This window comes from Candidatus Krumholzibacteriia bacterium, assembly GCA_035268685.1.
In the GTDB taxonomy this organism is placed as follows: Bacteria; Krumholzibacteriota; Krumholzibacteriia; order JAJRXK01; family JAJRXK01; genus JAJRXK01.
In genome coordinates this window covers 14,389-36,520 of record DATFKK010000012.1, presented here as the reverse complement: position 1 = coordinate 36,520, position 22,132 = coordinate 14,389, and the positions used below count along the sequence as shown (strand labels likewise).

Annotated in this window: 20 protein-coding genes; all 20 read right to left on the bottom strand. The window is 70.0% G+C overall.

Annotation, left to right across the window (positions count from 1 at the left end; genetic code table 11):
- Window positions 1-540 (bottom strand): hypothetical protein (locus VKA86_01115; protein ID HKK69786.1); only part of this gene is annotated, 540 nt, incomplete at its 3' end.
- A gap of 257 nt (window positions 541-797) precedes the next feature.
- A complete protein-coding gene (locus VKA86_01110) occupies window positions 798-1,646 on the bottom strand; it encodes a hypothetical protein (protein ID HKK69785.1) in 849 nt (282 codons plus the stop codon).
- Between the two features lie 104 nt (window positions 1,647-1,750).
- A complete protein-coding gene (locus tag VKA86_01105) occupies window positions 1,751-2,674 on the bottom strand; it encodes a PfkB family carbohydrate kinase (protein HKK69784.1) in 924 nt (307 codons plus the stop codon).
- A 43-nt stretch (window positions 2,675-2,717) separates the two neighbouring features.
- Window positions 2,718-4,445, bottom strand: coding sequence for an arginine--tRNA ligase (gene argS / locus VKA86_01100; protein ID HKK69783.1), 1,728 nt, complete (start codon window positions 4,443-4,445; stop codon window positions 2,718-2,720).
- A complete protein-coding gene (gene rsfS / locus VKA86_01095) occupies window positions 4,442-4,873 on the bottom strand; it encodes a ribosome silencing factor (GenBank protein ID HKK69782.1) in 432 nt (143 codons plus the stop codon). The genes argS and rsfS overlap by 4 nt, the downstream gene beginning before the upstream one ends.
- A 41-nt stretch (window positions 4,874-4,914) precedes the next feature.
- Window positions 4,915-5,913 carry a polyprenyl synthetase family protein gene (locus VKA86_01090; protein ID HKK69781.1) on the bottom strand — a complete coding sequence of 333 codons (999 nt, stop codon included), beginning with the start codon at window positions 5,911-5,913 and terminating at the stop codon, window positions 4,915-4,917.
- 121 nt (window positions 5,914-6,034) lie between these two features.
- Window positions 6,035-7,213, bottom strand: a complete 1,179-nt coding sequence (gene tatC, locus VKA86_01085) for a twin-arginine translocase subunit TatC (GenBank protein ID HKK69780.1) — start codon at window positions 7,211-7,213, stop codon at window positions 6,035-6,037.
- The gene (gene nrdR / locus VKA86_01080) at window positions 7,210-7,710 is read right to left on the bottom strand and encodes a transcriptional regulator NrdR (protein ID HKK69779.1); all 501 of its coding nucleotides are present in this window, start codon (window positions 7,708-7,710) and stop codon (window positions 7,210-7,212) included. Before nrdR ends, tatC begins: the two co-directional genes overlap by 4 nt.
- Window positions 7,711-7,719: 9 nt before the next feature.
- Window positions 7,720-8,976 (bottom strand): serine hydroxymethyltransferase, encoded by a 1,257-nt coding sequence (gene glyA / locus VKA86_01075; protein ID HKK69778.1) that lies wholly within the window; start codon window positions 8,974-8,976, stop codon window positions 7,720-7,722.
- 42 nt (window positions 8,977-9,018) lie between these two features.
- A complete protein-coding gene (locus tag VKA86_01070; protein ID HKK69777.1) occupies window positions 9,019-9,951 on the bottom strand; it encodes a branched-chain amino acid transaminase in 933 nt (310 codons plus the stop codon).
- A gap of 57 nt (window positions 9,952-10,008) precedes the next feature.
- Window positions 10,009-10,491 (bottom strand): low molecular weight protein arginine phosphatase, encoded by a 483-nt coding sequence (locus VKA86_01065; protein ID HKK69776.1) that lies wholly within the window; start codon window positions 10,489-10,491, stop codon window positions 10,009-10,011.
- A gap of 107 nt (window positions 10,492-10,598) precedes the next feature.
- Window positions 10,599-11,864, bottom strand: coding sequence for a phosphoribosylamine--glycine ligase (purD, locus tag VKA86_01060; GenBank protein ID HKK69775.1), 1,266 nt, complete (start codon window positions 11,862-11,864; stop codon window positions 10,599-10,601).
- Window positions 11,865-11,873: 9 nt separating this feature from the next.
- Complete coding sequence (locus tag VKA86_01055) at window positions 11,874-13,052, bottom strand: pyridoxal phosphate-dependent aminotransferase (protein ID HKK69774.1); 1,179 nt, start codon at window positions 13,050-13,052, stop codon at window positions 11,874-11,876.
- A gap of 198 nt (window positions 13,053-13,250) precedes the next feature.
- On the bottom strand, window positions 13,251-14,831 hold the full coding sequence (locus VKA86_01050; GenBank protein HKK69773.1) for a hypothetical protein: 1,581 nt from the start codon (window positions 14,829-14,831) through the stop codon (window positions 13,251-13,253).
- Window positions 14,828-16,471, bottom strand: coding sequence for a hypothetical protein (locus tag VKA86_01045; GenBank protein HKK69772.1), 1,644 nt, complete (start codon window positions 16,469-16,471; stop codon window positions 14,828-14,830). The genes VKA86_01050 and VKA86_01045 overlap by 4 nt, the downstream gene beginning before the upstream one ends.
- A complete protein-coding gene (locus tag VKA86_01040) occupies window positions 16,468-17,220 on the bottom strand; it encodes a hypothetical protein (protein HKK69771.1) in 753 nt (250 codons plus the stop codon). Before VKA86_01040 ends, VKA86_01045 begins: the two co-directional genes overlap by 4 nt.
- Window positions 17,217-18,812 (bottom strand): lamin tail domain-containing protein, encoded by a 1,596-nt coding sequence (locus VKA86_01035; protein ID HKK69770.1) that lies wholly within the window; start codon window positions 18,810-18,812, stop codon window positions 17,217-17,219. The genes VKA86_01040 and VKA86_01035 overlap by 4 nt, the downstream gene beginning before the upstream one ends.
- A 65-nt stretch (window positions 18,813-18,877) precedes the next feature.
- Window positions 18,878-21,130 (bottom strand): vWA domain-containing protein, encoded by a 2,253-nt coding sequence (locus tag VKA86_01030; protein ID HKK69769.1) that lies wholly within the window; start codon window positions 21,128-21,130, stop codon window positions 18,878-18,880.
- Between the two features lie 94 nt (window positions 21,131-21,224).
- Window positions 21,225-21,578 carry an STAS domain-containing protein gene (locus VKA86_01025; protein ID HKK69768.1) on the bottom strand — a complete coding sequence of 118 codons (354 nt, stop codon included), beginning with the start codon at window positions 21,576-21,578 and terminating at the stop codon, window positions 21,225-21,227.
- 19 nt (window positions 21,579-21,597) lie between these two features.
- On the bottom strand, window positions 21,598-22,122 hold the full coding sequence (locus tag VKA86_01020; protein HKK69767.1) for a DUF4388 domain-containing protein: 525 nt from the start codon (window positions 22,120-22,122) through the stop codon (window positions 21,598-21,600).
- Window positions 22,123-22,132 lie beyond the last annotated feature (10 nt).

Genomic DNA, 22,132 nt, shown 5'->3' with positions numbered 1-22,132 from the left:
GAGGAAGTGCCACCCGAAAACGGTGCGGGCGACTTCGTCGAAACGCTTGGCCTCGCTCAGGGCCATGACCACCGTGGCCAGCAGGTTGTTCACCAGGGCGAAGACCAGGTGGCTGAGCACGGCCGGCACGAGGAAGGCCGGGCTGGAGAGGTCGTCGCTCCACGGCAGCGCATGGAAGGTCGCCCCGGCGAGTCCGACGGCGATCGCGCCCGTGGCCGTGTTGAAGAGTACCCGCAGGGGCGGCCGCCGACGCACGAATCCATCGCCCACCACGATCGCCAGACCTCGGATGAGCATGGCCGCCACCGGCCCGAAGAGCATCCAGGCCGCGTGGTCGACGGTGCTCGAGGGCGCCCATCGGAAGCCGTCGCTGGTGCGGACCTCGAGGAACTCGATCCCGGTCACGAAGACTGCGAAGGCCAGGACCGTGAGCAGGAGCGGCCCGTCGAGGGCCCACGCCGGCAACAACGTGTCGAGCAGCCAGGCCGCACAGACCACGACGGCGAGGACGAAGGCGTAGACGGAGACTCGATTGCGCATGGACGTGTCGCCGAGAGGGGAACTGGGCCGATCGAAGGTCAGCGCTCAAACTACCACTTGATGATCCCAGCCAGGCTGAAGAAGTCGAGCATCATCTCCAGGAACGTCATCGATATCACCTCACGTTCGATTGGATTTACCGTCGACTCCGCTGGGTGACGGCAGTGAGGCTTCGCTTCGCTCTCCTGTCGATTTCCGCTCTGCTAGGAGTGGTGGCGCTGGTCCTCCGATCGGCCCGTTGGATTCCGTGGCTCGGGTCAGGCCCGCGCCTGGCGAGCCTGCACCGGGGTCTCTTCGCTGTCCAGCACGGCGAGTTGTCGGAACCGGGCGCGGCCCAGCGGACGGTTGATCGCGTCGAGCGTCGCGTAGACCGCCGTGTCGTTCAGCGATCCGTGCTGCAGGCACGCGCCGGCGACCTTCTGCAGACGTCGGCCCTCACCGAAGTCCACCGTCACCGCCACCATCGGGAGCCCGCCCATGTCCACGATCCTCAACTCGCGGAGCTGGGCTTCGTATCCGGGCTGGAGCAAGTTGCGCACCGCATCGAGGGTGGCCCGGGCCACCAGTGCCGCGCATCCGACCGGTTCCGGCGCCGGACCCTCGGCACGGCCCGGCAGACCCTCGTAGGCCCCCACGGCCAGCTCGACCTCCACGGAGAAGGCGCCGTCGCGGGTCGAGCTGTGCACCGCCGTCAGGCGAACCCGCTCGGAGTCCGGTTCGTAGTCCAGGACGGCCATCCGGGGCGCTGAGTCGCCCTCCGGGGCGGATCGTGGCGATTCCTGCCGCGTCACTTCGGGTTCCTCCTGCGCAGGCGTCTGGGTGGATCCGGTCTCCGGCCCGGGATTCCGGCGGGCACCGCCGAGGACCGCCTCCGGGGAGTCGAGAGCCGCGACCCCGATCTTGCGATGGTCGACGTCGACACCTCCGCTGCGGAGGATGATCTCGACGTCGCGGACGATCCGTTGGGGCGACCGGTTCCGATCGGCGATCACGTCCACCGAATCGACGTTTCCGTCGGTGTCGACGCGGATCGCCGCGGCCTGAACGTTCGCAATGCGAACGATCTCCTGCTCGAGGTCACGGAGCTGTGCTGAATCGTGCTGCATGGGAGATTCCTTCTCCTGCTGCGCTCGGGCGTGAAGCGACACCGTGGCGGATCCTGTTCCGGTTCCCGATGTCGGTCCTTGGGGAGCGGGAGTCTACCACAGGCTCAGTGGCCGGGCCATGCCGTCAACATCCGGAGCACGTCACTGCGTTCCGAGATGTCGGATTCCCGGATCTCGGCGAGCCGATCGATCCCGAATCTCTCCGTGGTGTACGATGCCAGCACGGTTCCGTGCACCATTGCGGCACGCAAGGTCACGTCTTCGGTGTTCCCGACCCGGGCCACATGTCCCAGGAAACCGCCGGCGAAGGCGTCGCCCGCCCCGGTGGGGTCGACCACCTGGTCGAGCAGGACCGTCGACTGCACGTAGGGCGTCGACGCGTGGCCGAACAGCACCGCCCCGTGCTCGCCCTTCTTCACCACCACGGCCTTCGGTCCCATGGCCCGCAGGGCACGCACCGCGGCCACCAGATTGGTCTCGCCACTGAGCTGCCGGGCTTCCTCGTCGTTCAGGAACAGCAGGTCGACCTTCTGCAGGACCGCGGCCAGGTCGTCGCGCGCGATGTCGATCCACAGATTCATGGTGTCCAGGGCCACGAAGCGCGGGTTCCGCACCTGGTCGAGGACCTCCATCTGCAGCGACGGATGGATGTTCGCCAGGAAGACCACCTCGGCGTCGCGGTAGCTCTCGGGGAGCTTCGGGTGGAAGTGCTCGAAGACGTTCAGATGCGTGAAGAGCGTGTCGCGCCGGTTCATGTCGGCGTGGTAGCGGCCGCCCCAGCGGAAGGTCTCGCCCTCGACCACCTCGAGGCCCTCGACGTCGATGCCGTGCGCGGCGTACAGCTCACGGGCCTCGGTCGGGAAGTCCGAACCCACGATGCCCACGAGGTGCACGGGAGCGTGGTAGCTGGCGGCGAGAGCCGCGTAGCTCGCGCTGCCTCCCACGCACTCCTCGGCCGAGCCGTGGGGTGTGTGGATGGTGTCGAGGACGACGGAACCGACGACGACGATTCGATGAGCGGCGCTCACGGAGACCTCCGGTGGGGACGAACGTTCAGGGGGTGCGGGCGGTTCACATCTTCTCGGGCGGGTGGATTCCCAGCACACCCAGGGCGTTGGCGAGGACCAGGCGCGTCGCACGGCAGAGAGCGAGCCGGGCCAGGGTCAGATCGGGATCGTCCCCGAGGATCCGGCATTCCTTCTGGAAGGGATGGTAGGCCGACGCGACCTCGTACGCGTAGCTCGTCAGACGACTCATCTCACGCGACCGCGCCGCGCTTGCGACGGTCCGCGGCAGGTCGGGCAGCAGGCGTAGCAGGTCGTTCTCGAGCGGATGCGTCAACAGCTTCAACTGCGCGGGAGTCACGGCCCCGGCGTCGACGCTCCGGGCCTCGGCGTTGCGCAGGACCGAACAGATCCGTGCGTGGGCGTACTTCACGTACCACACCGGGTTCTCGCGCTTCTCGGCCCGCGCCAGGTCGAGATCGAAGTCCATGTGGCTGGTGTTCTTCCGCGCCAGGAAGAAGTACTTGGCCACGTCGGCGCCGACCTCGTCGATCAGAGCGTCCATGGTGACGATCCGGCCCGCCCGCTTGGACATCTCCAGCGGTTCACCGTCCTGGATCAGGTTCACCTGCTGGAGCACGATCGGCTCGAGCCAGTCGTCCTCGTAGCCGAGCGCCACCGTGGCGGCGACCATGCGCGCGATGTGTCCGTGGTGGTCGGGGCCGAGGAAGTCGATCGCGCGATCGGCGCCGCGATCGTGCTTGCTCGCGTGGTAGGCGATGTCGGCCAGGAAATAGGTGGCGTCGCCGTCGGCCTTGACCAGCACGCGATCCTTCTCGTCGCCGAAGTCGGTGCTGCGGAACCACACCGCGCCCTCGCGCTCGAAGACGTGGTCGCTGGCGCGGAGAGTCTCGAGAACGGGAGCGAGCTTGTCGTTCCGATGCAGGTCGCTCTCGAGGAACCAGGTGTCGTAGACCAGACCGAAGCGTTCACAGGTGCGCCGCTGCTCGGTGATCATCCGGACCAGCGCGTAGCGGCCGAAGGCGGCACTGGACTCCTCCTCGTCCAGCTGCATCCATGTGTCCGGGGTTCCCTTGACCTCGGGCAACCGACCCTGCAACCGCCCCACCGCGGGCATCTCGGGCAGCTCCGGCACCCGCGACGGATCGGCGGCGAGCTCGGCGGCCAGATCCTTCACGTAGTCGCCGCGATAACCCTCCTCCGGAACCGAGACGTCGTCGCGGCCGGTGGCCTCGGCGAAGCGTGCCCGCAACGACGCGCCGAAGAGCTTCACCTGACGCCCTGCGTCGTTGCAGTAGAACTCCGAATGCGCGCGATGACCCGACCAGCGGAGGGCGCGGGTCAGGGCACTGCCCACGGCCGCCGCGCGGGCGCTGACGATGTTGAACGGTCCCGTCGGGTTGGCGCTGACGAACTCCAGGTTCACGCGCTCGCCGTTGCCGACCTCGCTGCGGCCGAAGCTCTCGCCCCCCTCCAGGATCTCGGTGATGGCCCGGACCCACCATCCGCTCGCGGCCCGGAAGTTGATGAAACCCGGACCCGCGATCTCCACCGATTCCACCAGGTCGCGGTCGAGGTCGATCTGGGCAGCGATCTCGCCCGCCAGTTCGCGCGGCTTGCGCTCCAGCTTCTTGCTGAGCGTGAGGGCCACGTTCGTCGTGAGGTCCCCGTGACTCGGATCGCGCGGCCGTTCCAGCTCGAGGACGTAGTCCTCTTCGAACATGCCGAAGTCCTCGAGCACCGCCGTCAGGGCGTTGCGCACTTCTTCCTTCATGGAGTGTCCTCGCCCTCGGTGTCCTTCGCCGTGGCCGGATCGTGCGCGGGAGGACGGACCACCCGCGACGCCCCGGTGTCGTCGAAGGCGACGAGCCCGGCGTCGCCCCACAGGCGATCGAGTCGGTAGCGTTCGCGCTCCTGGGGCAGCATCACGTGCACCACCACGTCGATGAAGTCGACCAGCGCCCAACGCCCGGCATCGCGGCCTTCGACGTGGACCGGCTTCTGACCGCTCTCCACGGCGCGGTCGAAGACGGCGTCGGCGATGGCCTGCACCTGGACCTCGGAGAAGCCGGTGGCGATCACGAACCAGTCGGTGACGTCGAGCACCCCTCGCAGGTCGAGGAGCACGACGTCCTCGGCCTTCTTGTCGAGGGCCCACTCCACCGCGGCACGCGCGAGCTGTTGGCTGTCTTCTGTCGTCATCCGGGGGCGGCGGCCGGGCGGAGTCCGCCGGCTGCGCGGGATCAGTGGAGACGGGCGATCACGTAGTCGGCCGCGTTCACGAGAATGTCTCGTTGGGGCTCGACATCGATCCCCGCGATCGCCGCCTTGGCTTCGGCGGCGTAGCGGAGCGCGGTCTCCTGGGCGACCGCGGTCCCGTCGTGGCGCATCACGAACTCCCGCACGTCGGGCCAGAGCCCCTGCGGGTCCTCGGCGGTCTCGACCGCGTCCTGCAGCTCCTTGCGCTCGGACTCGGGCGCCACACGCCAGGCGGCCAGGAAGGGTAGCGTGATCCTGCCTTCCCGCCAATCCCCCCCGATGGGCTTTCCGAGACGCTGCTTGTCCCCCTGGTAGTCGAAGATGTCGTCGGTGACCTGGAAGGCCAGCCCGCACTTGCGGCCGAACTCGCCCAGGACCGTGCGATGTTCGGCCAGATCGGGGTTGAGCAGGGCGCCGATCTCGCAGGAGGCCTCGATCACACTGGCCGTCTTGCGCAGGATGATCGTGAGGTAGTCCTCCTCGGGCAGGTCGAGGCGGCGACGCCGCTCGAGCTGCATCATCTCGGCGATGCTCATGGAGTGGACGGTGCGCGCGACGATGCGCGTCGCGTCGTCCATCTCGCGACCGGTCATCATCGCGAAGACCTTGCAGTAGATCCAATCGCCGGTGATGAGCGCGGCGCTCGGCCCCCACTTGCGGTAGATGGTGGGCAGGCCGCGACGCGTGGCCGCCTGATCGATGAAGTCGTCGTGGACCAGCGACGCCGTGTGCACGAGCTCGATGCAGGCCGCCGCGAACAGCGCATCGGACGTCGACCGCTCTCCGTTCTTGGCGATGATCAGCAGCAGGGTCGGACGGAAGCGCTTGCCGCGCCCCAGCCCCAGGTGGTCACAGATCTCCTGGAGCATCGGCAGCTCGCTGCGCAGCAACCCGTCGATCTCGTCCTCGAGCGACGGAAGATCGCCCGCGATCCACTCTTGGAGGCTGTGGAGCTTGACCCGGTCTTCTCCGGCGAGTGGCACGTGGATTCCATCCCCGGCGGGGGTCGTCAGGGCGTCGCCCGGCGGGCGAACGAGGCGAGACGCCAGGGTAGACGGTCCCGGGCTCCGCAGGCGACATATTTAGCGACCGCCCGTGGGACTGTCAATTCGATTCGCGGTCGTCGGGATCGCGGTCCTCGTTCCCGTCACCACTCGTCTCTCCGTCGGGGCCGCCGCCGGCCTCGTCGTCGCCGTTGCCGGTCGACGCCGGCGGTTCCCGGCGCACCCAGGGCGGATCCTCGGCGTCGGGATCGCGGTCGGGTGCCTCCTCGACCCTCGGTTCCGTACCCGGCGCCGGCCGCGCCTCGGGAGCAGAGGATTTCGTGTTCCCTTCGCCCTCGTCGGGATCCTTGTCGGGATCCTCGTCGGGATCCTCGTCAGGGCCCTCGTCCTCCGGTTCGGCCGTCTCGCCCCGCTCGTCACGCTCGCGGGCCAACTCGAGTTCGCGCTCACGCTTGCGCTCCTGGGCGCGGGCCTTGCGGTAGGCCATCTCCTCCTGCCGCTCCAGCTCCCGCTCGCGTTCCTTGGCCTGGCGCTGCCGTTTGCGGACCAGCATCGAGATCAGCACGCTGATGATGTACAGCAGCATGACGGGCCCGCCGAGCAGCACCTGGCTGATGATGTCGGGCGGTGTGAGCAGCGCGCTCACGCCGAGGATCAGCAGGAAGGCGTAGCGCCACCCCTTCAGCAGGGTCCGCGGATCGACGACCCCGACCCAGCTCAGGGCGAAGACCACCATGGGCAGCTCGAACAGGAGGCCGAAGGCCAAGCACAGGCGCGCCGCGAGGTCGAAGTAGGAACTCGCCGTGAGCCAGGGCTGCAGCGATTCGGTGGCGAAGCTCAGCGCGAAGCGGATGACCAGCGGCAGGAGCACGACGTAGCAGAAGCCGACGCCCACGTAGAACAGGCCGGTCGCCGACACCAGCAGGGGCGTCACGACCCGCTTCTCCTTCGGCAACAGCCCGGGCGTGACGAACCGATAGATCTTGAAGAGGATCAGCGGCAGGACGAAGAGCAGGCCCATGACCGCCGACGCCTTGAGCTTCAGCAGGAAGCCCTCCATGGGCGCCTGGAAGTACAGGGTCTCCTGTCCAGCCTCCTGTACGGGGGCGAGCAGCGTCTCGATGATCCAGTCGCTCACGAACCAGGCCGCGATCGCCGCCACGAAGGCCATGCCCAGCGCCCACATCAGGGTGGAACGCAGCTCGGCCAGATGGTCGAGCACGGTCATCGACGTCGTGTCGGGGGTCTTGTCCTGAGCCGTCGGGTCGCTCTCGGTCACGCCGATTCGTCTCCGTCCGCCGGTTCGCCCTCGACCGGCTCCGGGTGCCGATCGAGCAGGGACCGCAGTTCGTCCATGAACTGGTTCACGTTGCGGAAGCTCCGATACACCGAGGCGAAACGCACGTAGGCGACCTCGTCGAGCTCCTCGAGCTCGTCCATGACCGCTTCGCCGATCTCCACGGTCGACACCTCGTCGCGAGCGCCCGAGAACAGGCGGGCCGCCACACGGTCGGCCAGCCGATCGATCTGCTCGCGACTGATCGCCCGTTTCTCACACGCCCGCATCACTCCGTTGATGACCTTCTCGCGGTCGAAGGGGACCCGGCGCCCGTCACGTTTCACCACGAGGACCGGAGTGCTCTCCACGTACTCGTAGGTCGTGAAACGATGGTCGCACTGCAGACACTCGCGGCGACGGCGAATGGCCGCCCCCTCGCGCGTGGAGCGGGAGTCGACCACCCGGTCGTGCTCGTGGCCGCAGTTGGGACACAGCATCGACGCCCTCTACAGCGAGGCGCCGACGAGTTCGGGATACAACGGGAAGGCGTCCGCCAGTTCCTCGATCCGCTTCCGCAGACCGGGCAGTGCGTCGCTCTCCTCCCCGGCCTCGAGCGCGTCGCCCATCACCGCCGCGATCTCCCGCATCTGGTCTTCCTTCATGCCACGCGTGGTCAGTGCGGGGGTACCGACCCGGATACCACTGGTGACGAAGGGACTCTCGGGATCGAAGGGAATGGTGTTCTTGTTCACCGTGATCCCGACCTCCTCCAGGACGGCCTCCGCCTGCTTACCCGTCAGGCCCTTCGGGCGCAGGTCGACGAGCACCAGGTGGGTGTCGGTTCCACCGCTCACCAGACGCAGCCCACGCTCGACGAGGAACTCCCCGAGTGCGCGCGCGTTGGCCACGGTCTGGGCCTGGTCGGCGCGGAACTTCTCGCTCATGGCCTCGTGGAAGGCCACCGCCTTACCGGCGATCACGTGCATGAAGGGCCCGCCCTGCATGCCGGGGAAGTTGATCTTGTTGATCTTCTTGAAGTGGTCGTCGTCGGCCAGGATGAGCCCGCCGCGCGGTCCGCGCAGGGTCTTGTGCGTGGTCGTGGTGATCACGTTCGCGTGCGGCACCGGATCGGGGTGCAACTTCGCCGCGACGAGACCCGCGAAGTGGGCCATGTCGACGAGCAACGGGATCTCCAGTTCCTTCGCGATCGCGCCCATGCGCTCGAAGTCCCACGCGCGCGGATAGGCACTGCTGCCGGCGATCAACAGCTTCGGCCGCAGCTCACGGGCCTGCGCGGCCAACGCGTCGTAGTCGATCTGCTCGGTCTCACGATCGACCTCGTAGTGGTGTGCCTCGAACAGCATGCCACTGAAATTGACCGCGTGACCGTGGGTCAGGTGACCCCCGTGGCTGAGGCTCAGGCCCAGGATACGGTCGCCGGGCTCGAGCAGGGCCAGGAACGCGGTCTGGTTCGCCGTGCTGCCACTGTGCGGCTGTACATTGGCGTGCGCCGCCCCGAAGAGCTCGCAGGCCCGCCTGCGGGCCAGGCGCTCGACCTCGTCGACGAACTCGCACCCGCCGTAGTAGCGACGCCCCGGATAACCCTCGGCGTACTTGTTCGTCAGCACCGAACCCACCGCCTCCATCACCGCCGGGCTGGTGAAGTTCTCACTGGCGATCATCTCCAGACCCTTGCGCTGCCGGTCGAACTCCCGGTGGACCAGGTCGGCGATCTGCGGGTCGGTGTTCTGCAGGAAGCTCATGTCAGGCCCCTTTCTGCCGGGCGCGCACGCCGGCGGCGTCGATCAGACGAACTCGAGCCACTCGTGGCGGTCTTCCTCGCGGCCCTCGATGATGTCGAAGAAGGCCTTCTGGATCTTCTCGGTGATCGGTCCCCGTGAACCCGCGCCGACGGGCAACCGGTCCACGCTGCGGATGGGCGTGACCTCGGCGGCGGTGCCGGTGAAGAAGGCCTCGTCGGCCACGTAGAGGAACTCTCGCGGGATCGCCTGCTCGACCACCTCGTAGCCCATCTCCCTCGCGAGCACCATGGCGCAGTTGCGCGTGATGCCGCCGAGGACGGTGTTGCCGTACATGGGCGTGTAGATCCGCTCGTCACGGATCACGAACAGATTCTCTCCACTGCCCTCGGCCAGATTGCCGTAGACGTCGAGCATGATCGCCTCGGCGAAGCCGCCGAGTACGGCTTCCATCTTGGCGTACTGGGAGTTCACGTAGTTACCCACGACCTTGCCCATGGGCAGGTGCGTGTCGGGAGCCATGCGGCGGAAGCTGCTGGTGCAAACGTCCACACCGTCGTTGATGGCCTCGTCCCCGAGGTAGGCTCCCCAGGGCCATACGGCGATGAACACGTTCACGGGATTGTTCAGCGGATTCACGCCGGCCGGACCCGCGCCCCGGTAGACCACCGGTCGAACGTAGCAGGCGTCGAGGCCGTTCTTCTTCACGGTCTCACGGATCGCCTCGTAGAGCTCGTCGGCCGACCAGGCGATCTCCATGCGCAGCATCTTGGCGCTCTCGGCGAGTCGACGGACATGGTCGCGCATGCGGAACATGGCGGAACCCCTCGGGTGCTGGTAGACCCGCGCCCCTTCGAACACGCCGCTCCCGTAGTGGATCACGTGGCTGAGCACGTGGATGTTCGCGTCGTCCCACGGCACCATCTCGCCGTCCATCCACACGAAGTCCGCCCTCGGGCCCTTCGACGCTGCGTTCATCGGAAGTCCTTTCTGACCGGGGAGTCGCACCACGACCCGATGCGGCTCTGTTGTCGTTCAGTCGTCGCCCCGGACGGCACCGGCGCGGAGCGCGTCCAGGCGCGGCCGGAGGGCTTCGACCATGGATTCGATCTGCTCGTTCGTCCTCTCGTAGTCCTCGAGCGTCCCGCCGATGGGATCGTCCACGTCGACGGGGCGGGACCGTTCCGCGGCCTCGGCGAGCGTCAGGACCTTCCCGCGCGCCTCGGCGCCCAGCATTCGGCGGGCGGCATCCGCGTGGCCGCGCGTCATGGTCAGGATCAGATCGGCACCGGCGGCCAGGTCGGCATCGAGAACGCGGCTGCGGTGCGCCCCGAGATCGACACCGCGTTCCCGCGCCACGAACTGCGCATGGTTCGAGGCAGGCGCGCCCTGGTCGGCCGCGATCCCGGCCGACGCGAAGTGCAGGTCGTCGTGATCGGCGAAGATCCGGCGCGCCGCGGCCTCGGCCAACGGACTGCGACAGGTGTTCCCGGTGCAGACGAACAGGATGCGGATCATGGATTCGTGCTCCCACCCGGGAACGGGGTTGCCGGCGAAAGCTACCGGGAGGCCGCAGGGGCGTCAAGCGCACCCGACTGCAGCGCCGGTCCACCGGAGGTCCGGGCTCAGGACGCCTCCCGGGCTCCGATGTCGTGCCTTCGCTGCGCACCTTGGAACTCGAGGCGGCCGGCCAGGGCATCGGCCCGCTTCCGGGCTTCGGCCACATCGGCTCCGCGGCCGACGGCGCACAGCACCCGCCCCCCGTTCGTCTCCCAGCCCGCGTCACTCCGCCGCGTGGCCGCGTGGAAGACGATCTCGTCGTCGGTCGTCTCCAGGTCGACGAGACCGGGCACGGGAACACCCTTCGTACTCGACGCCGGATAGCCCGCCGAAGCGAGCACGACGCCCACTGCCGCTCCATCACTCGGCAACGGGCCACGAGTCCCCAGCGAGCCCTCTGCCGCGCCGCGCAGCAACTCGTACAGGTCGCCGTCGAAGGCGGGCACCACCACCTGGGTCTCGGGATCACCGAAGCGGCAGTTGTACTCCAGCACCTTCGGCCCGTCGGCGGTCAGCATGAGACCGACGTACAGCAGGCCGCGGTACTCCACCCCCCGCGCACGCAACGCGTCGAGCGTGGGGCCGACGACCCCCTCCGCGACGTTCGCCACGAGTGCGTCGGTCGCGTCGGCCACCGGCGTGTAGGCGCCCATGCCTCCGGTGTTCGGACCCTCGTCGCCGTCGCCGAGACGCTTGTGGTCGCGGCTCGGCGCGAAGGTGGCGACCTCCCGGCCGTCCGACACGGCGAAGACCGACAACTCGGGTCCGTCGAGTCGCTCCTCGATCAGCACCGACGATCCGGCCTCGCCGAAGACCGCTTCGACCAGGCACGCGCGCACCGCCGCCTCGGCCGTCGCGACGTCCGAGCACACGGTGACCCCTTTTCCGGCGGCCAGGCCCGTGGCCTTGACCACACACTGCCCACCGGTGGACCGTACGTGTTCGAGCGCGGGTTCGAGACGGTCGAAGGCAGCCGCCGCAGCCGTCGGCACCCCCGCGTCGAGCATGAGTTGCTTCGACCACGCCTTGTCGCCCTCGATGCGTGCCGCCACGGAATCGGGGCCGAAGACGGTGCGGCCCGACGCGCGCAGGCGATCGGCCAGGCCGTCGACCAGCGGCTGTTCGGGCCCGACCACCACGAGGTCGACGTCGAGCTCCGAGGCCGCGCGGACCTGGTCGTCGAGCGTCTTCGCGACGACGCACTCGGCGACGTCGACCATGCCGTCGTTGCCAGGAGCCACGAAGACCCGGTCCACGCTCGACGAACGCGACAGGCCACGGGCGAGAGCGTGCTCGCGCCCACCCCCGCCGATCACCAGAACTCGGGCCATGCCGTGCTCCTAGGCGCGCGCGAGATCGTCGACGTAGCGGCGGATCCGCGTGACCGCCTCGCGCAGGTTGTCCTGGCTGTTGGCGTAGCTGAATCGGAGATAGCCCGCGCCGAAGCGACCGAACGAGGTCCCGGCCAGACTCGCCACACCGTACTCGTCGAGCAGCGTGCGGGCGAAGTCCTCCGCCTTTGCACCGGTTTCCTCGACGTTCGGGAACACGTAGAACGCGCCTCCGGGTTTCTTGCAACGCAGACCCGGGATGTCGTTCAACGCGTCGACGAGCAGATCACGGCGGATCTGGAACTCCTTGACCATGGCTTCGGCGCCGGACTGGTCGCCGAGCAGCGCTTCGACACCGGCGAGCTGCGTGAAGCTCGCGGTGCAGCTGTTCACGTTCGTCATCAATCGCGCGATGGCCGGCGCCAGGTCCTGCGGCATGACACCGTAGCCCAGCCGCCATCCGGTCATGGCGTAGGTCTTCGAATGACCGTCGAGGACGATCGTGCGCTCGGCCATGCCGTCGATCTCGAGGATCGACCGGTGCTCGCCCTCGTACACGATGTGGCTGTAGATCTCGTCGGCCAGCACCCAGGCATCGTTCTTCTTCGCCACCTCGGCGACGACCTCGAGGTCCTCCATCGTCAAGACGCCACCGGTCGGATTGCCCGGTGAGTTGATGATGATCAGCCTGGTGTTGGAATTGGTGAGCGAGCGCAGTTCGTCGTGGTCGATACGGAAGTCGTTCTCCTCGCGCAGCGGCAACGGTACGGCCTTGCCGCCGACGAAGTCGATCACCGACTCGTAGATCGGGAAGCCGGGATTGGGATAGACGACCTCTGCGCCCTCGTCCACCAGCGCGGTGATCACGAAGTACAGGATGGGCTTCGCGCCGGGCGTGATCACGAACTGCTCGGGCGTGACCTGGACGCCGCGGTCGCGCGAGAAGTGCTCGGCGAAGGCCTCGCGCGCCTGCGGCAGACCGGCCGAGGGCCCGTAGTGCGTCGCGCCCTCCTGCAGGGCCTTCACGCCGGCATCGACGATGTTCCGCGGCGTGTCGAAGTCGGGCTCGCCGATCTCGAGGTGGACCACCGAACGGCCCTTCGCCTCGAGTGCCTTCGCGCGGGCAAGGACTTCGAACGCGGTTTCGGTTCCGAGACGCTGCATGCGCTTCGCGAGCTGGACGGCCATGACGAACCTCCCCTGTCGACGGGGCTCGGGGGGCCGCGGCTCCACTCCCGTCGCTCGACCGACGGTGCGGACCGGCCCCGGAACCCACCGCGCACCACGGATCGGGCGCACGGAGGCACAACTTGGCGAATGTAGACCCTCGCCCGTCGCTTGACCAGAAGCGACTCCGTGAGGTCGGTCGCGGAAGATGCGAATGGATCAGGCGAGCGACTTGAGGTAGGCGCCCACCTCGGCGGCGACCTCGCGGCGGACCGCGGAGGAGTCCCGTTCGACTCGGCGCAGGTCCATCTTCGACACGTAGCGCACGTTCACGAACTTGCGCAGGACCTTCACGGGGATGTTCATGGGCGACCGCAGCAGTGCCAGCGGCACGTCCTTGTTCGCGAAGCCCGAGTGCAGGTTGCGCGCGGTGCAGATGGTGTCGAGCACACGCATGTTGCGCGACCGTTCCACCACCATGCGCACGATGCCCGGCGTGTTGATCACCTTCTGGTTCTTCAACAGGCCCAACAGGACGCTGGTGTTGTTGATGTTCGACAACACGAGATCCTTGACCGTCTCCTCCTGCGCCTTCTCGGCCGGCTCCACGTCGGGCTCGTCGCGGGCCGGCACGGGCAGACCGTGGGGCAGCGCGAGACGACGCGCCGCCGCCGGGTCGAGACTCAGACGAACGCCGGCGTCGATGGTCTCGACACCGTCGATCGATGCGGAGGCCAGCACGTCCCGCACGCGGGGCGAGGCCGGCAGGAGCACCGTGCCGTCTCGGTGGTGCTCGAGCACGCAGAGAGCGGCCGTGATCACGTCGAGTCGACGACCGCGGATCCCCTCGGCGGTCAGTACCTCGCCCACGTCGAGTACCCGGTCGACGTACCAGGCGAGGGTCCGCTGGGGAAGTGGATGGCGATCGGTCCCCCGCAGCAGCCGCCACAACAGCTGCAGGTCCGACTCCTGCCCGAGCCGCTCGCGGAACCGCCGCTCGTCACTCTCGTCGAGCTGCTTGGAGACCGAGGGGAACTGCTCCCGGAAGAGTGATGCCCGACCACTCTCCTCGAGCTGCCCGAGGAAACGCCGCATGTCGCGGAGGTCCTCGTCGACACTGCTCAGGATCGGCATGACCTGCGACACCTGACGGGCCGAGTAGGGGTTGATCGTTCCCGCCAGGGCACTGGCGCGCAGCTCGAGGGCCTGCAGTTCGAGCCGCGCCAGCCGGCAGAACCGCGCGATGCCGTCTGCGTCGAGGGTTCCGGTCCGGTGCAGGGCACCCACCGTCTCGCCGAAGGCGCGCCGACAGCGCCACGCCGGCCCCCGGTCGCGGACACGGCCGGCCGGATCGGGACTCTTCCAGCGCTCGGCGTACTCGAGATCGAGATCGTTCAGCGACGAGAGCAGGGCGTGCTCGGGCTTGCCGATCGGTTCTCCGGCGTCGAGGCGCCGCTGGCACCGATCGGCCTGGCGGTGCAGGTTGGAGAACTCCCGCACGCGATCGATCAACACCTCGCCCGGAGCGTCGACCGACAGGAAGGCCGCCAGCACGGCCACCGCCTCGGCATCGCCGCGCGCGCTGCCGGCCAGGATCCCACGCCCCATACCCGTGAACAGCGGACTGTCGGCCTGCTTGCGGAACGACTGGAAGAGCAGACCGCAGCGGGCATTCGTGTCCGCCTCTCCGGCAAGTTCTGCGATCCAGCGCCGCACCTCGGGTGGCACGGTCCACCGCTCCAGGCCCTGCGTGGGCTCGGCCAGCAGCGGCTCGACGGGAAGCGCGTGGAGATCCGTCACGGTCTGCCTCGGGGTACACGGGCGCGCGGCAAGGGGATCGTGGAGTCGCGCTGCAACCTTCGCACCATCGAGCCGGCGCGCCGGCGCAGCGCCAGGCCCCATCCCGTTCCAGCGTCGACACCCGGACCGCGGGTCCAGGTCCACGCCGAGAGCCGGGTCCCGAGCACCTCGAACTCGCCGGCGACCCAGGCGGCGTGGCCACGTCCCGGGATCCACAGCGGGAGCGGTCCGGCGAGCGGCCGCACCACGGCCCAGGCCGCGGACCGCTCGGCCGGGTTCACCCCGACTCCCAGCTCGATCCGCCGGGCGCTCGACGTGGACGTCCGCCACCGGTAGCGCGCCGACCACGCCTCGACCGCGTCCGCCACCGGGCCGCGGCGGCCCCAGGCCAGGCGCAGGCGCGCAGACTCCGTACTCCGCTCGACGACCAGCCGCGCCCGCGGCTCACTGACGGGGGCCTCGAGGTCCTCGTCGATCCCGGCGCCGAGCCGGACCGACCACCGCGGGTCCGACGTACGGGTCCGGGGCGCGGTCCAGCGCGCAACGAGGCGCACGCGCTGCTCGGCCGATCGGGAACTCCCGGCCGATCGGATGCGGCGGATCACCGAGGCCTCGAAGGTCACCCGCGCGACGCGGACGCGGCCGTGCGTCTGCCATGCCGTGTGCGGACGATCGAGGGGCAGGCCGGTCAACGGATCGCGGGCGGCGGGCTGGCGACGGTCGGAACGTGCGACAGCGGTCTGGACCCTCCAGCCGCGCCCACGCATCGACCATCCGGCGGCCGTCGCGCCGGCCCGGAGATCGGGCGCCACGCCGGCGTCGAGCCACACCGAACCGGCCCCCGACAGCGAGCGCCGCAGCCACAGGGAGGCACGGGCGGGACGGTCTCCCCACGCCAGCGTCGTGCCCCACGTGCCGTCGGGACCCCAGGGCTGCGACCAGGCGACGACCGTGGTGCGACGGTCTTCGGCATCGTGGCCGCTCAGCACGATGCCCCCGCCGCCGAGGACCTCGAAGGTGAGCCCCACTCCCGACCAGGCGCGCGGTTGCGAGCCGTCGGTCCGCCCGCGCACGCGACCAGGTCGGGGAGAGCGCGCCCACCCGCTCCGTCCCCGGGCGAGCGCATCCCCCTCCACCAGTCCGCCGCCGAAGCGCGCACGCAACGCCCCGGCCACCACCGACCACCGTCCGGCGTCGACCGCCATCCAGCCGCGGCGCACGACCGGGTCCGACCGTGTGACCCAGCCGAGGGTGGTCCGTCCCTCGCGCACGCGGCCGGCCGTCCGGACGTCGCGTCCGTCCCAGCGCCCATCCACCCGCACCCCGCGCAGACGCCCGAGGGTGACGAGGTCGCGCCATTCCTCCAGCCGGTGGGAGTCGAGGCCGTCGACCGCGAGCAGATCGTCCCAGGTGCGCAACTCACCCGCGTCGCGCAGGGCGACGATGGCCTCGGCCGTCGCGTGGTCCGAACCGGGCAGGAGGGCCAGATCCTCCAGTGGTGCGTCGCGCAGCTCGAGGGGCTGCTCGCGCCAGGCGGCCCAGATCTCCACCCGCTCGGGATCGGTCAGATCGGCGACGGCGGCCGGCGGCCCGATCAGACCGAGCACGGCCACCCCGGCCGCCAGGGCAGCGCGTCTCATGGCCGCCACTCCACGGCCACGGCGACCGCGCCCTCACGAGGGCCGTCGACCACACGACCCACGCGCAGTCCCCAGGGCCGGCTCCGCACGGCGAGTCCCCACGTGGTGCGATCCGGATCGAGGTCGACCGAGAGATCCAGCGGACCGGCCACCTCGAGAACGGCGGCGATCGACCAGTCCCGCGTGTCCGTGTGGCGACGCGCCCGGTGGTCCAGTCGCAGGCGCAGACCCGCGTGCTCCGCCTCGATCCCGAGCGCCCAGCTCCACCGACGAACACGCCCGGGATCCCGTTCGATCACCCCCACCGCGCGTACCGGGCCGAGCCGGTGACGCAGCGCTCCTCGGGCTCGGATCGCCGTCCGCGGGTCGAAGCCGTCCACGGTGATCTCCCGGCGGCCCGCCTGCACGCGCAGTGCCGACGCTCCCGACCGGAGCTCGACGTCGACGGCCAGATCGGTCTCGTGCACCGAACCGGCCGTGGTCCGGGCCCCGGCCAGAGCGAACGCGACCGCTCCACCGGCCCATCGCAGGTCGACCCAGTCGGTGCGGACCGGAAGCTCCGCCCAGGGCCGGGCGCTGCCGAACTCGAGGGCCGTGGTCAAGGGAGCGGTCCACCGCCCCGGGCGCAGGGCCGACGTGTCGTCGCGTCCGGGAGCGGACCGAACGAGAGGATCGGCCCGGCCGGTCCCGGTCGTGGCCAGTGTCGTCAGCAGGCCCAGCACCACGAATCCCGTTCGCGGCCCCGTCATCGTCGACCCAACCCGACGATGCGCCTCCAGGCACGCTCGGCTCCACGCGCGGCGTCGGCGCGGACGTAGACCACGTAGGCCCCGACGGGGACGGGATCGCCCTCCGCGTCGGTCCCGTCCCACTGCCAGTGCGCGCGCCCGGGTCCCACCGCGCCCTCCAGCACGAGCACCCGTTCGCCCCACAGGTCACGGATCTCGGCGACCGGCTCTTCGCCCGGGGCCTCGAGGACGATCTGCAGCAGGTCGTCCCGTGCGTCGCCGTCCGGGCTGAACGGATCCGGACCGACGGTCAGCACGGGATCCTCGGGACGGAAGGACTCGAGAGGGTGCGATCCGCCGGGCGTGGGCGGGCCCGCGGCCCGCATCCACCGGAACCGCCCTCCCGCGACCACCGAGGTCCGCTGGAGGCTCTCGCCGCGGGATCCGAGATCGGTGCGGGCATAGACCACACGGTCCACGACCCGGCCGCGGGCATCGAGCAGCCGCACCTCGTCGGCGGGAGAGGGGTCGCCGCTGCGCCCGTCGTTGAGCGTGGGCCACCCTTCCTCGGGGCGCACCACCACGACGCTCGGGTCGATCTCGTGCACCCGCACGAGGGCGGCCGGATCGGCAGCGAGGACGAGGCGCTCGCCGGCGGCGGCCACGGCGCCCTCGCCGATGCGCCGCGCCCGACCGTCGTCGGCGAGTCTCCAGTCCGCCAGATCCGTCGCCTCGTCGGCGATCAGCTCGACCCACTCGGGCTCGTCGGACCGGGGACGGGCCTGCACCTCGGTCAGGCGCACCGGAGCGGGGCCGACCCAGACGCGGCTCGTGTCGATGCGGGCGAAGGCAGGATCGCTGGCCGCCGCCTCGACGGTTCGTGCGTGCGGACCGGCGCCGAGCGACAGCGTGACCGCCACCACCACGGTGTCGCCGCGGTCCGCCCGCACCGCGCGCTCGGCGGTGTCGGCCCGAAGCAACGCTTCCTGCGTGTCCGTCCAGCCGCGGGCGACCCAACGGACCGTCCAGTGCAGAGGACCCGGATCGGCGCGCCAGGCGGGATCCCAGTCGGTCGAGATCGGGTCGAACCACACCGCGGGCAGGTTCGCACCACCCGGCGTCGGGCGCGGCAGGACGACGAGATCGATGGCGTTGTCGTCGGTGTCGCGACCGTCGGGGACGCGCCCGAGCGGGGCTCCGGAGGCGTCGACCGCCGCACGCCCCTCTCCGCCGGCCGCGGCCTCCTCCCCCCAGGCCACGGCGTCGAGGCGCTGCCCGTCGCGACGGAGTTCGAGGGCGTCGGGTCCGTTCTGCAGGTCCAGGCGAGTGGTCTCGTCGGCCTCGGCGACGGCCTCTTCACCGATCACCCGGAAGCCACCCGCGGCGAGCACGGTGCCCGCCGCGGCCGACCACACGCGCTTCGCGTCGGCGGCTTCGCCCGCGTTCAGGAACCACAACTCGACGCCGTCCAGGGGGACCGGGCGGTCGGTGGGGTTGAACAGTTCGACGTACTCGGAATCGCCGTCCGGGCCGGGCGGGTCGTAGAGGATCTCGTTGAGGACGACGGCGGAGACGGTCGCGGCGAGCACGACCGCACACGGCAGCACGACCACGGTGGGCGTGCCTCTCCGGGAGACAGGTGTGGGGAGGCGGCGATGCCCCGCTCAGGGGCAGGAGGTCAGATCAGGCCCCAGCGCTTGCGCAGAGCCCACTCGAGGCCCAGGAAGGCCAGCAGGGGCACGAGGAGCCAGGGGCTGGCCCAGAGGTCCAGACGACCCGCGAGAACGCTCTCGCGGCGCTCCAGGGGCAGCTCGGCGGCCCAATCGAGGGCCCCGCCCCCTCCGCCGAGAAGATCTCCCCCGGTCCGGCGCGCGAGCGCGGCCAGCGAGGCCGCGTCGACATCGGGGTCCCGGAACTCCACGGAATAGGGATCGACGGTGAGCGACTGCCACTCCGAGACGACCGACTCGCCGGCGTCCTCGAGTGCCACCCGCACGCCGTAGGTGCCCGGCGGGAGCGCGGGGACGGACAGCCGCCGCCCCCCGGGCGTCCGCGGATCCTCGCGCATGCGTGCCCGCCCGAGCACCTCGCTGCGAGCGTCGAGCGAGTCCGTACCGGCGGCGGTCCACTCGAGCCAGACATCGCTCGACTCGTCGGGCCGGAGCCGTGAGTCCAGCGCGAGGGCGCGCAGGTCGACGTCGTCGCCCTGGGCCACGACCGGCCCGGGCAACTGCAGACGCAGCCGTTCCCGGTCGCCCCCCTCTGCGAGGAAGGCCACCAGGTTGCCGACCCAGGCCCGGTACAGCGGCTCGGACGCGTCGTCGCCGAGCCGCCAGAACGACCAGCTCCACAGCGGCGCGCCATTGATCGTGGCCACACGGCCCTCGCCTTCCTCGCGAACGGCCAGCAACGGGACCGAGAAGCGCGATCCGACACCGCGCAACAGCACGTCGGCATCGGGCGCCACGCCCACGGGCAGCATGGCCGCACGCAGCGGCGGGACGGTGCGCAGCCAGGTCGACAGGTCGCCGAGCTCGGGCTCGATCGCCAGGACGGGATGGATCCGGCCGGCCGCGGTGACCTCGGGCCGCAGGTTGCCCTGCATCCAGCGCGACCGTGGTTCCGGCCGGAGTGCCAGCAGGGACTCGACCCGGGGACCCGGGCTGCTGATGCGCGCCCCGTCGCCGGCGAGGACGAGCAGTCCCGCCCCGGATCGTACGGCCGTGGCCACTCCGGTCGCATCGGACACCAGGAAGGAGGCGTCGTCCAGACTGCCGGCCACGAAGAGATCCACGTCGAGGAGTTCTTCCTCGGACATCGGCCAGGTCAGTGTGGAATCCGTTCCTGCAATCCGCAGTCCATCGACCGCCGAGTGCACACCGATCCACTCGAGTCGTCGGTCACGGTCGGCGTAGCGGGCGAGGAAGTGGGCGTTCCAGCTCGGGGACCGCTCCAGGTACAGGACGCGCAGACGATCCTTTCCGACCTCGAAGCCGACCTGCACGCGATTGTTGCGGGCCACGGTCTCGCCCGACCCGGTCTCGATCTCGACGGCGTAGTGGCGCAGCCCGAGGCTGTCGGCCTCGACCTCGAAGTGGACGGGAACGCGTCCTCCGTCCCGGGGCCAGGACACGCCCAGGGTGTCCACGACCGCACCACCGCGCTCGAGACGGACGGTCGCGGTGCCGGGGCGGGATCCGTCGGCCACGACCTCGGCGTCGATGCGCACACGGTCGCCCTGGTGGACGTAGGTCGGGTACCGGACGCGGTCCAGGCGGAGGTCCAACGGACCGGCGCTGTCGCCGACCGCGATCGTCCACACGGGCACGTCCAGGCCGGCGAGGCCGGGCCCCCGCTCGGTGGTCGAGCGCCCGTCGCTGAGCAGGACCACGGCTTCGAGGTTGTCCTCGAGGTGGCGCTGGGCGCTCGACAGGACCAGTCCCGCCAGATCGGTGCCCTCGCCGTCGCCCGTGCTGCCGGTCAGCGGATCACGCCCGCGCTCGGCCGAGGACTCGACCCGCCGTGCTCCCCGCTCGAGCCAGATCCGCGGCTCCTCGGGCCGCTCGGAGAAGCGCTGGACGAGGTCGCTCGCGATGCCGTCGGCCGCTTCCGCCCGGGACGTGCCGTCGCCGCCGCGGATCGACATGCTGGCGCTGTCGTCCACCAGGACCACCACGCCGGGCGGGGTCACCACTTCCTGGCTCCTGTGCAGGACCGGTTCGGCCAGCATCACCACGATCAGGAGCAGGGACAGCGCGCGAAGGGACGTCAGCAGACGCCGGGGACCGTTCTCGAGGGCGGGCTCGGTGTTCCGGTACGAACGGCGGGCGAACTCCAGGGCCGCCAGGACCAGCACGAGGAACACCGCGGCTCCCACGATCCCGCGGGGGCCGAAGGCGATCGATGCGAGGGGCACGAGATCCGGGGACAAGACCAGGGCTCCGGCGGGGGCCAGGAAGGAGGCGTGCGGGGAACGTAACCACGCCCCGACCGAACGCGCCAACGGTGGGCAGGGTTCCGTGCGGTCAGTCGGAGTCGCCCGCCAGCGCCTCGTCCACCGAGGCATAGGCGTCGAGGATCGACGGGAACTCGAGCAGCTCGAAGACCTCGCGGACCTCGGGCCGCATGCTCGCCAGTCGCAGGTCTCCACCGGCGGCGCGCTGGGCACTGACCGCCGAGATCATCACACCCCAGCCGGCCGAGCTGATGTAGTCGACGTCCACGAGGTCGATCACCACGAAGCGCGCCGGCCCTTCGGCCGCCTGCTGCAACGCCCGCTCGAGCAACCCGGCGGTGCTCGTGTCCACGAACCCCCGGGCTCGCAGGATCAGGGCGTCGCGCGGCTCGAGCGATTCGAAATCGACCTGCAGATCGTCCATGCAACGCGCTCCCGCGGAGTCAGTCGTCCGGGCCGGCGTCCGCCGGTCGGCCCTCGGGCCCGAAGTGTTCCAGCTCGTCGAGCTTGCGCAGACCCTCCAGCAACAGGAGATCCAGGCTCACGTCGAGCAGGATGTCCTCGTTCTCGGGATAGATCTGGCTGTAGAAGGCGAAGGAGCCGCGATCGATGCGGACGAGGTGGTAGACCACCTCCATGATCTGGTCCTTGATCGCCTGGGCCAGTACGTCGTCCTCGAGCCCCCCGCTCTCGACGAGCACGGTGCCGATCCGTACCCCGCGGCGATCCGCCTGGATCTTCGCTCCCTCGAGCTGTGCGGGCTCGAGCGCGCCCTTTCGCACCAGCAGATCGCCGATGCGCTCGACGTCGGCGTCGGTCCGGGCGTAGATCAGGCTACCCTGGTGGAAGTACACCCGGCCGCGCTGGTCCTCCCCCTCGAGGACCAGCTTGCCGGTCGCTTCGGCCTGGTGGAGCAGCTGGAAGATGTTCGCCACTCCGAACAGATCGATTCGTCCCCTGAGATCCACCCCGTACCCC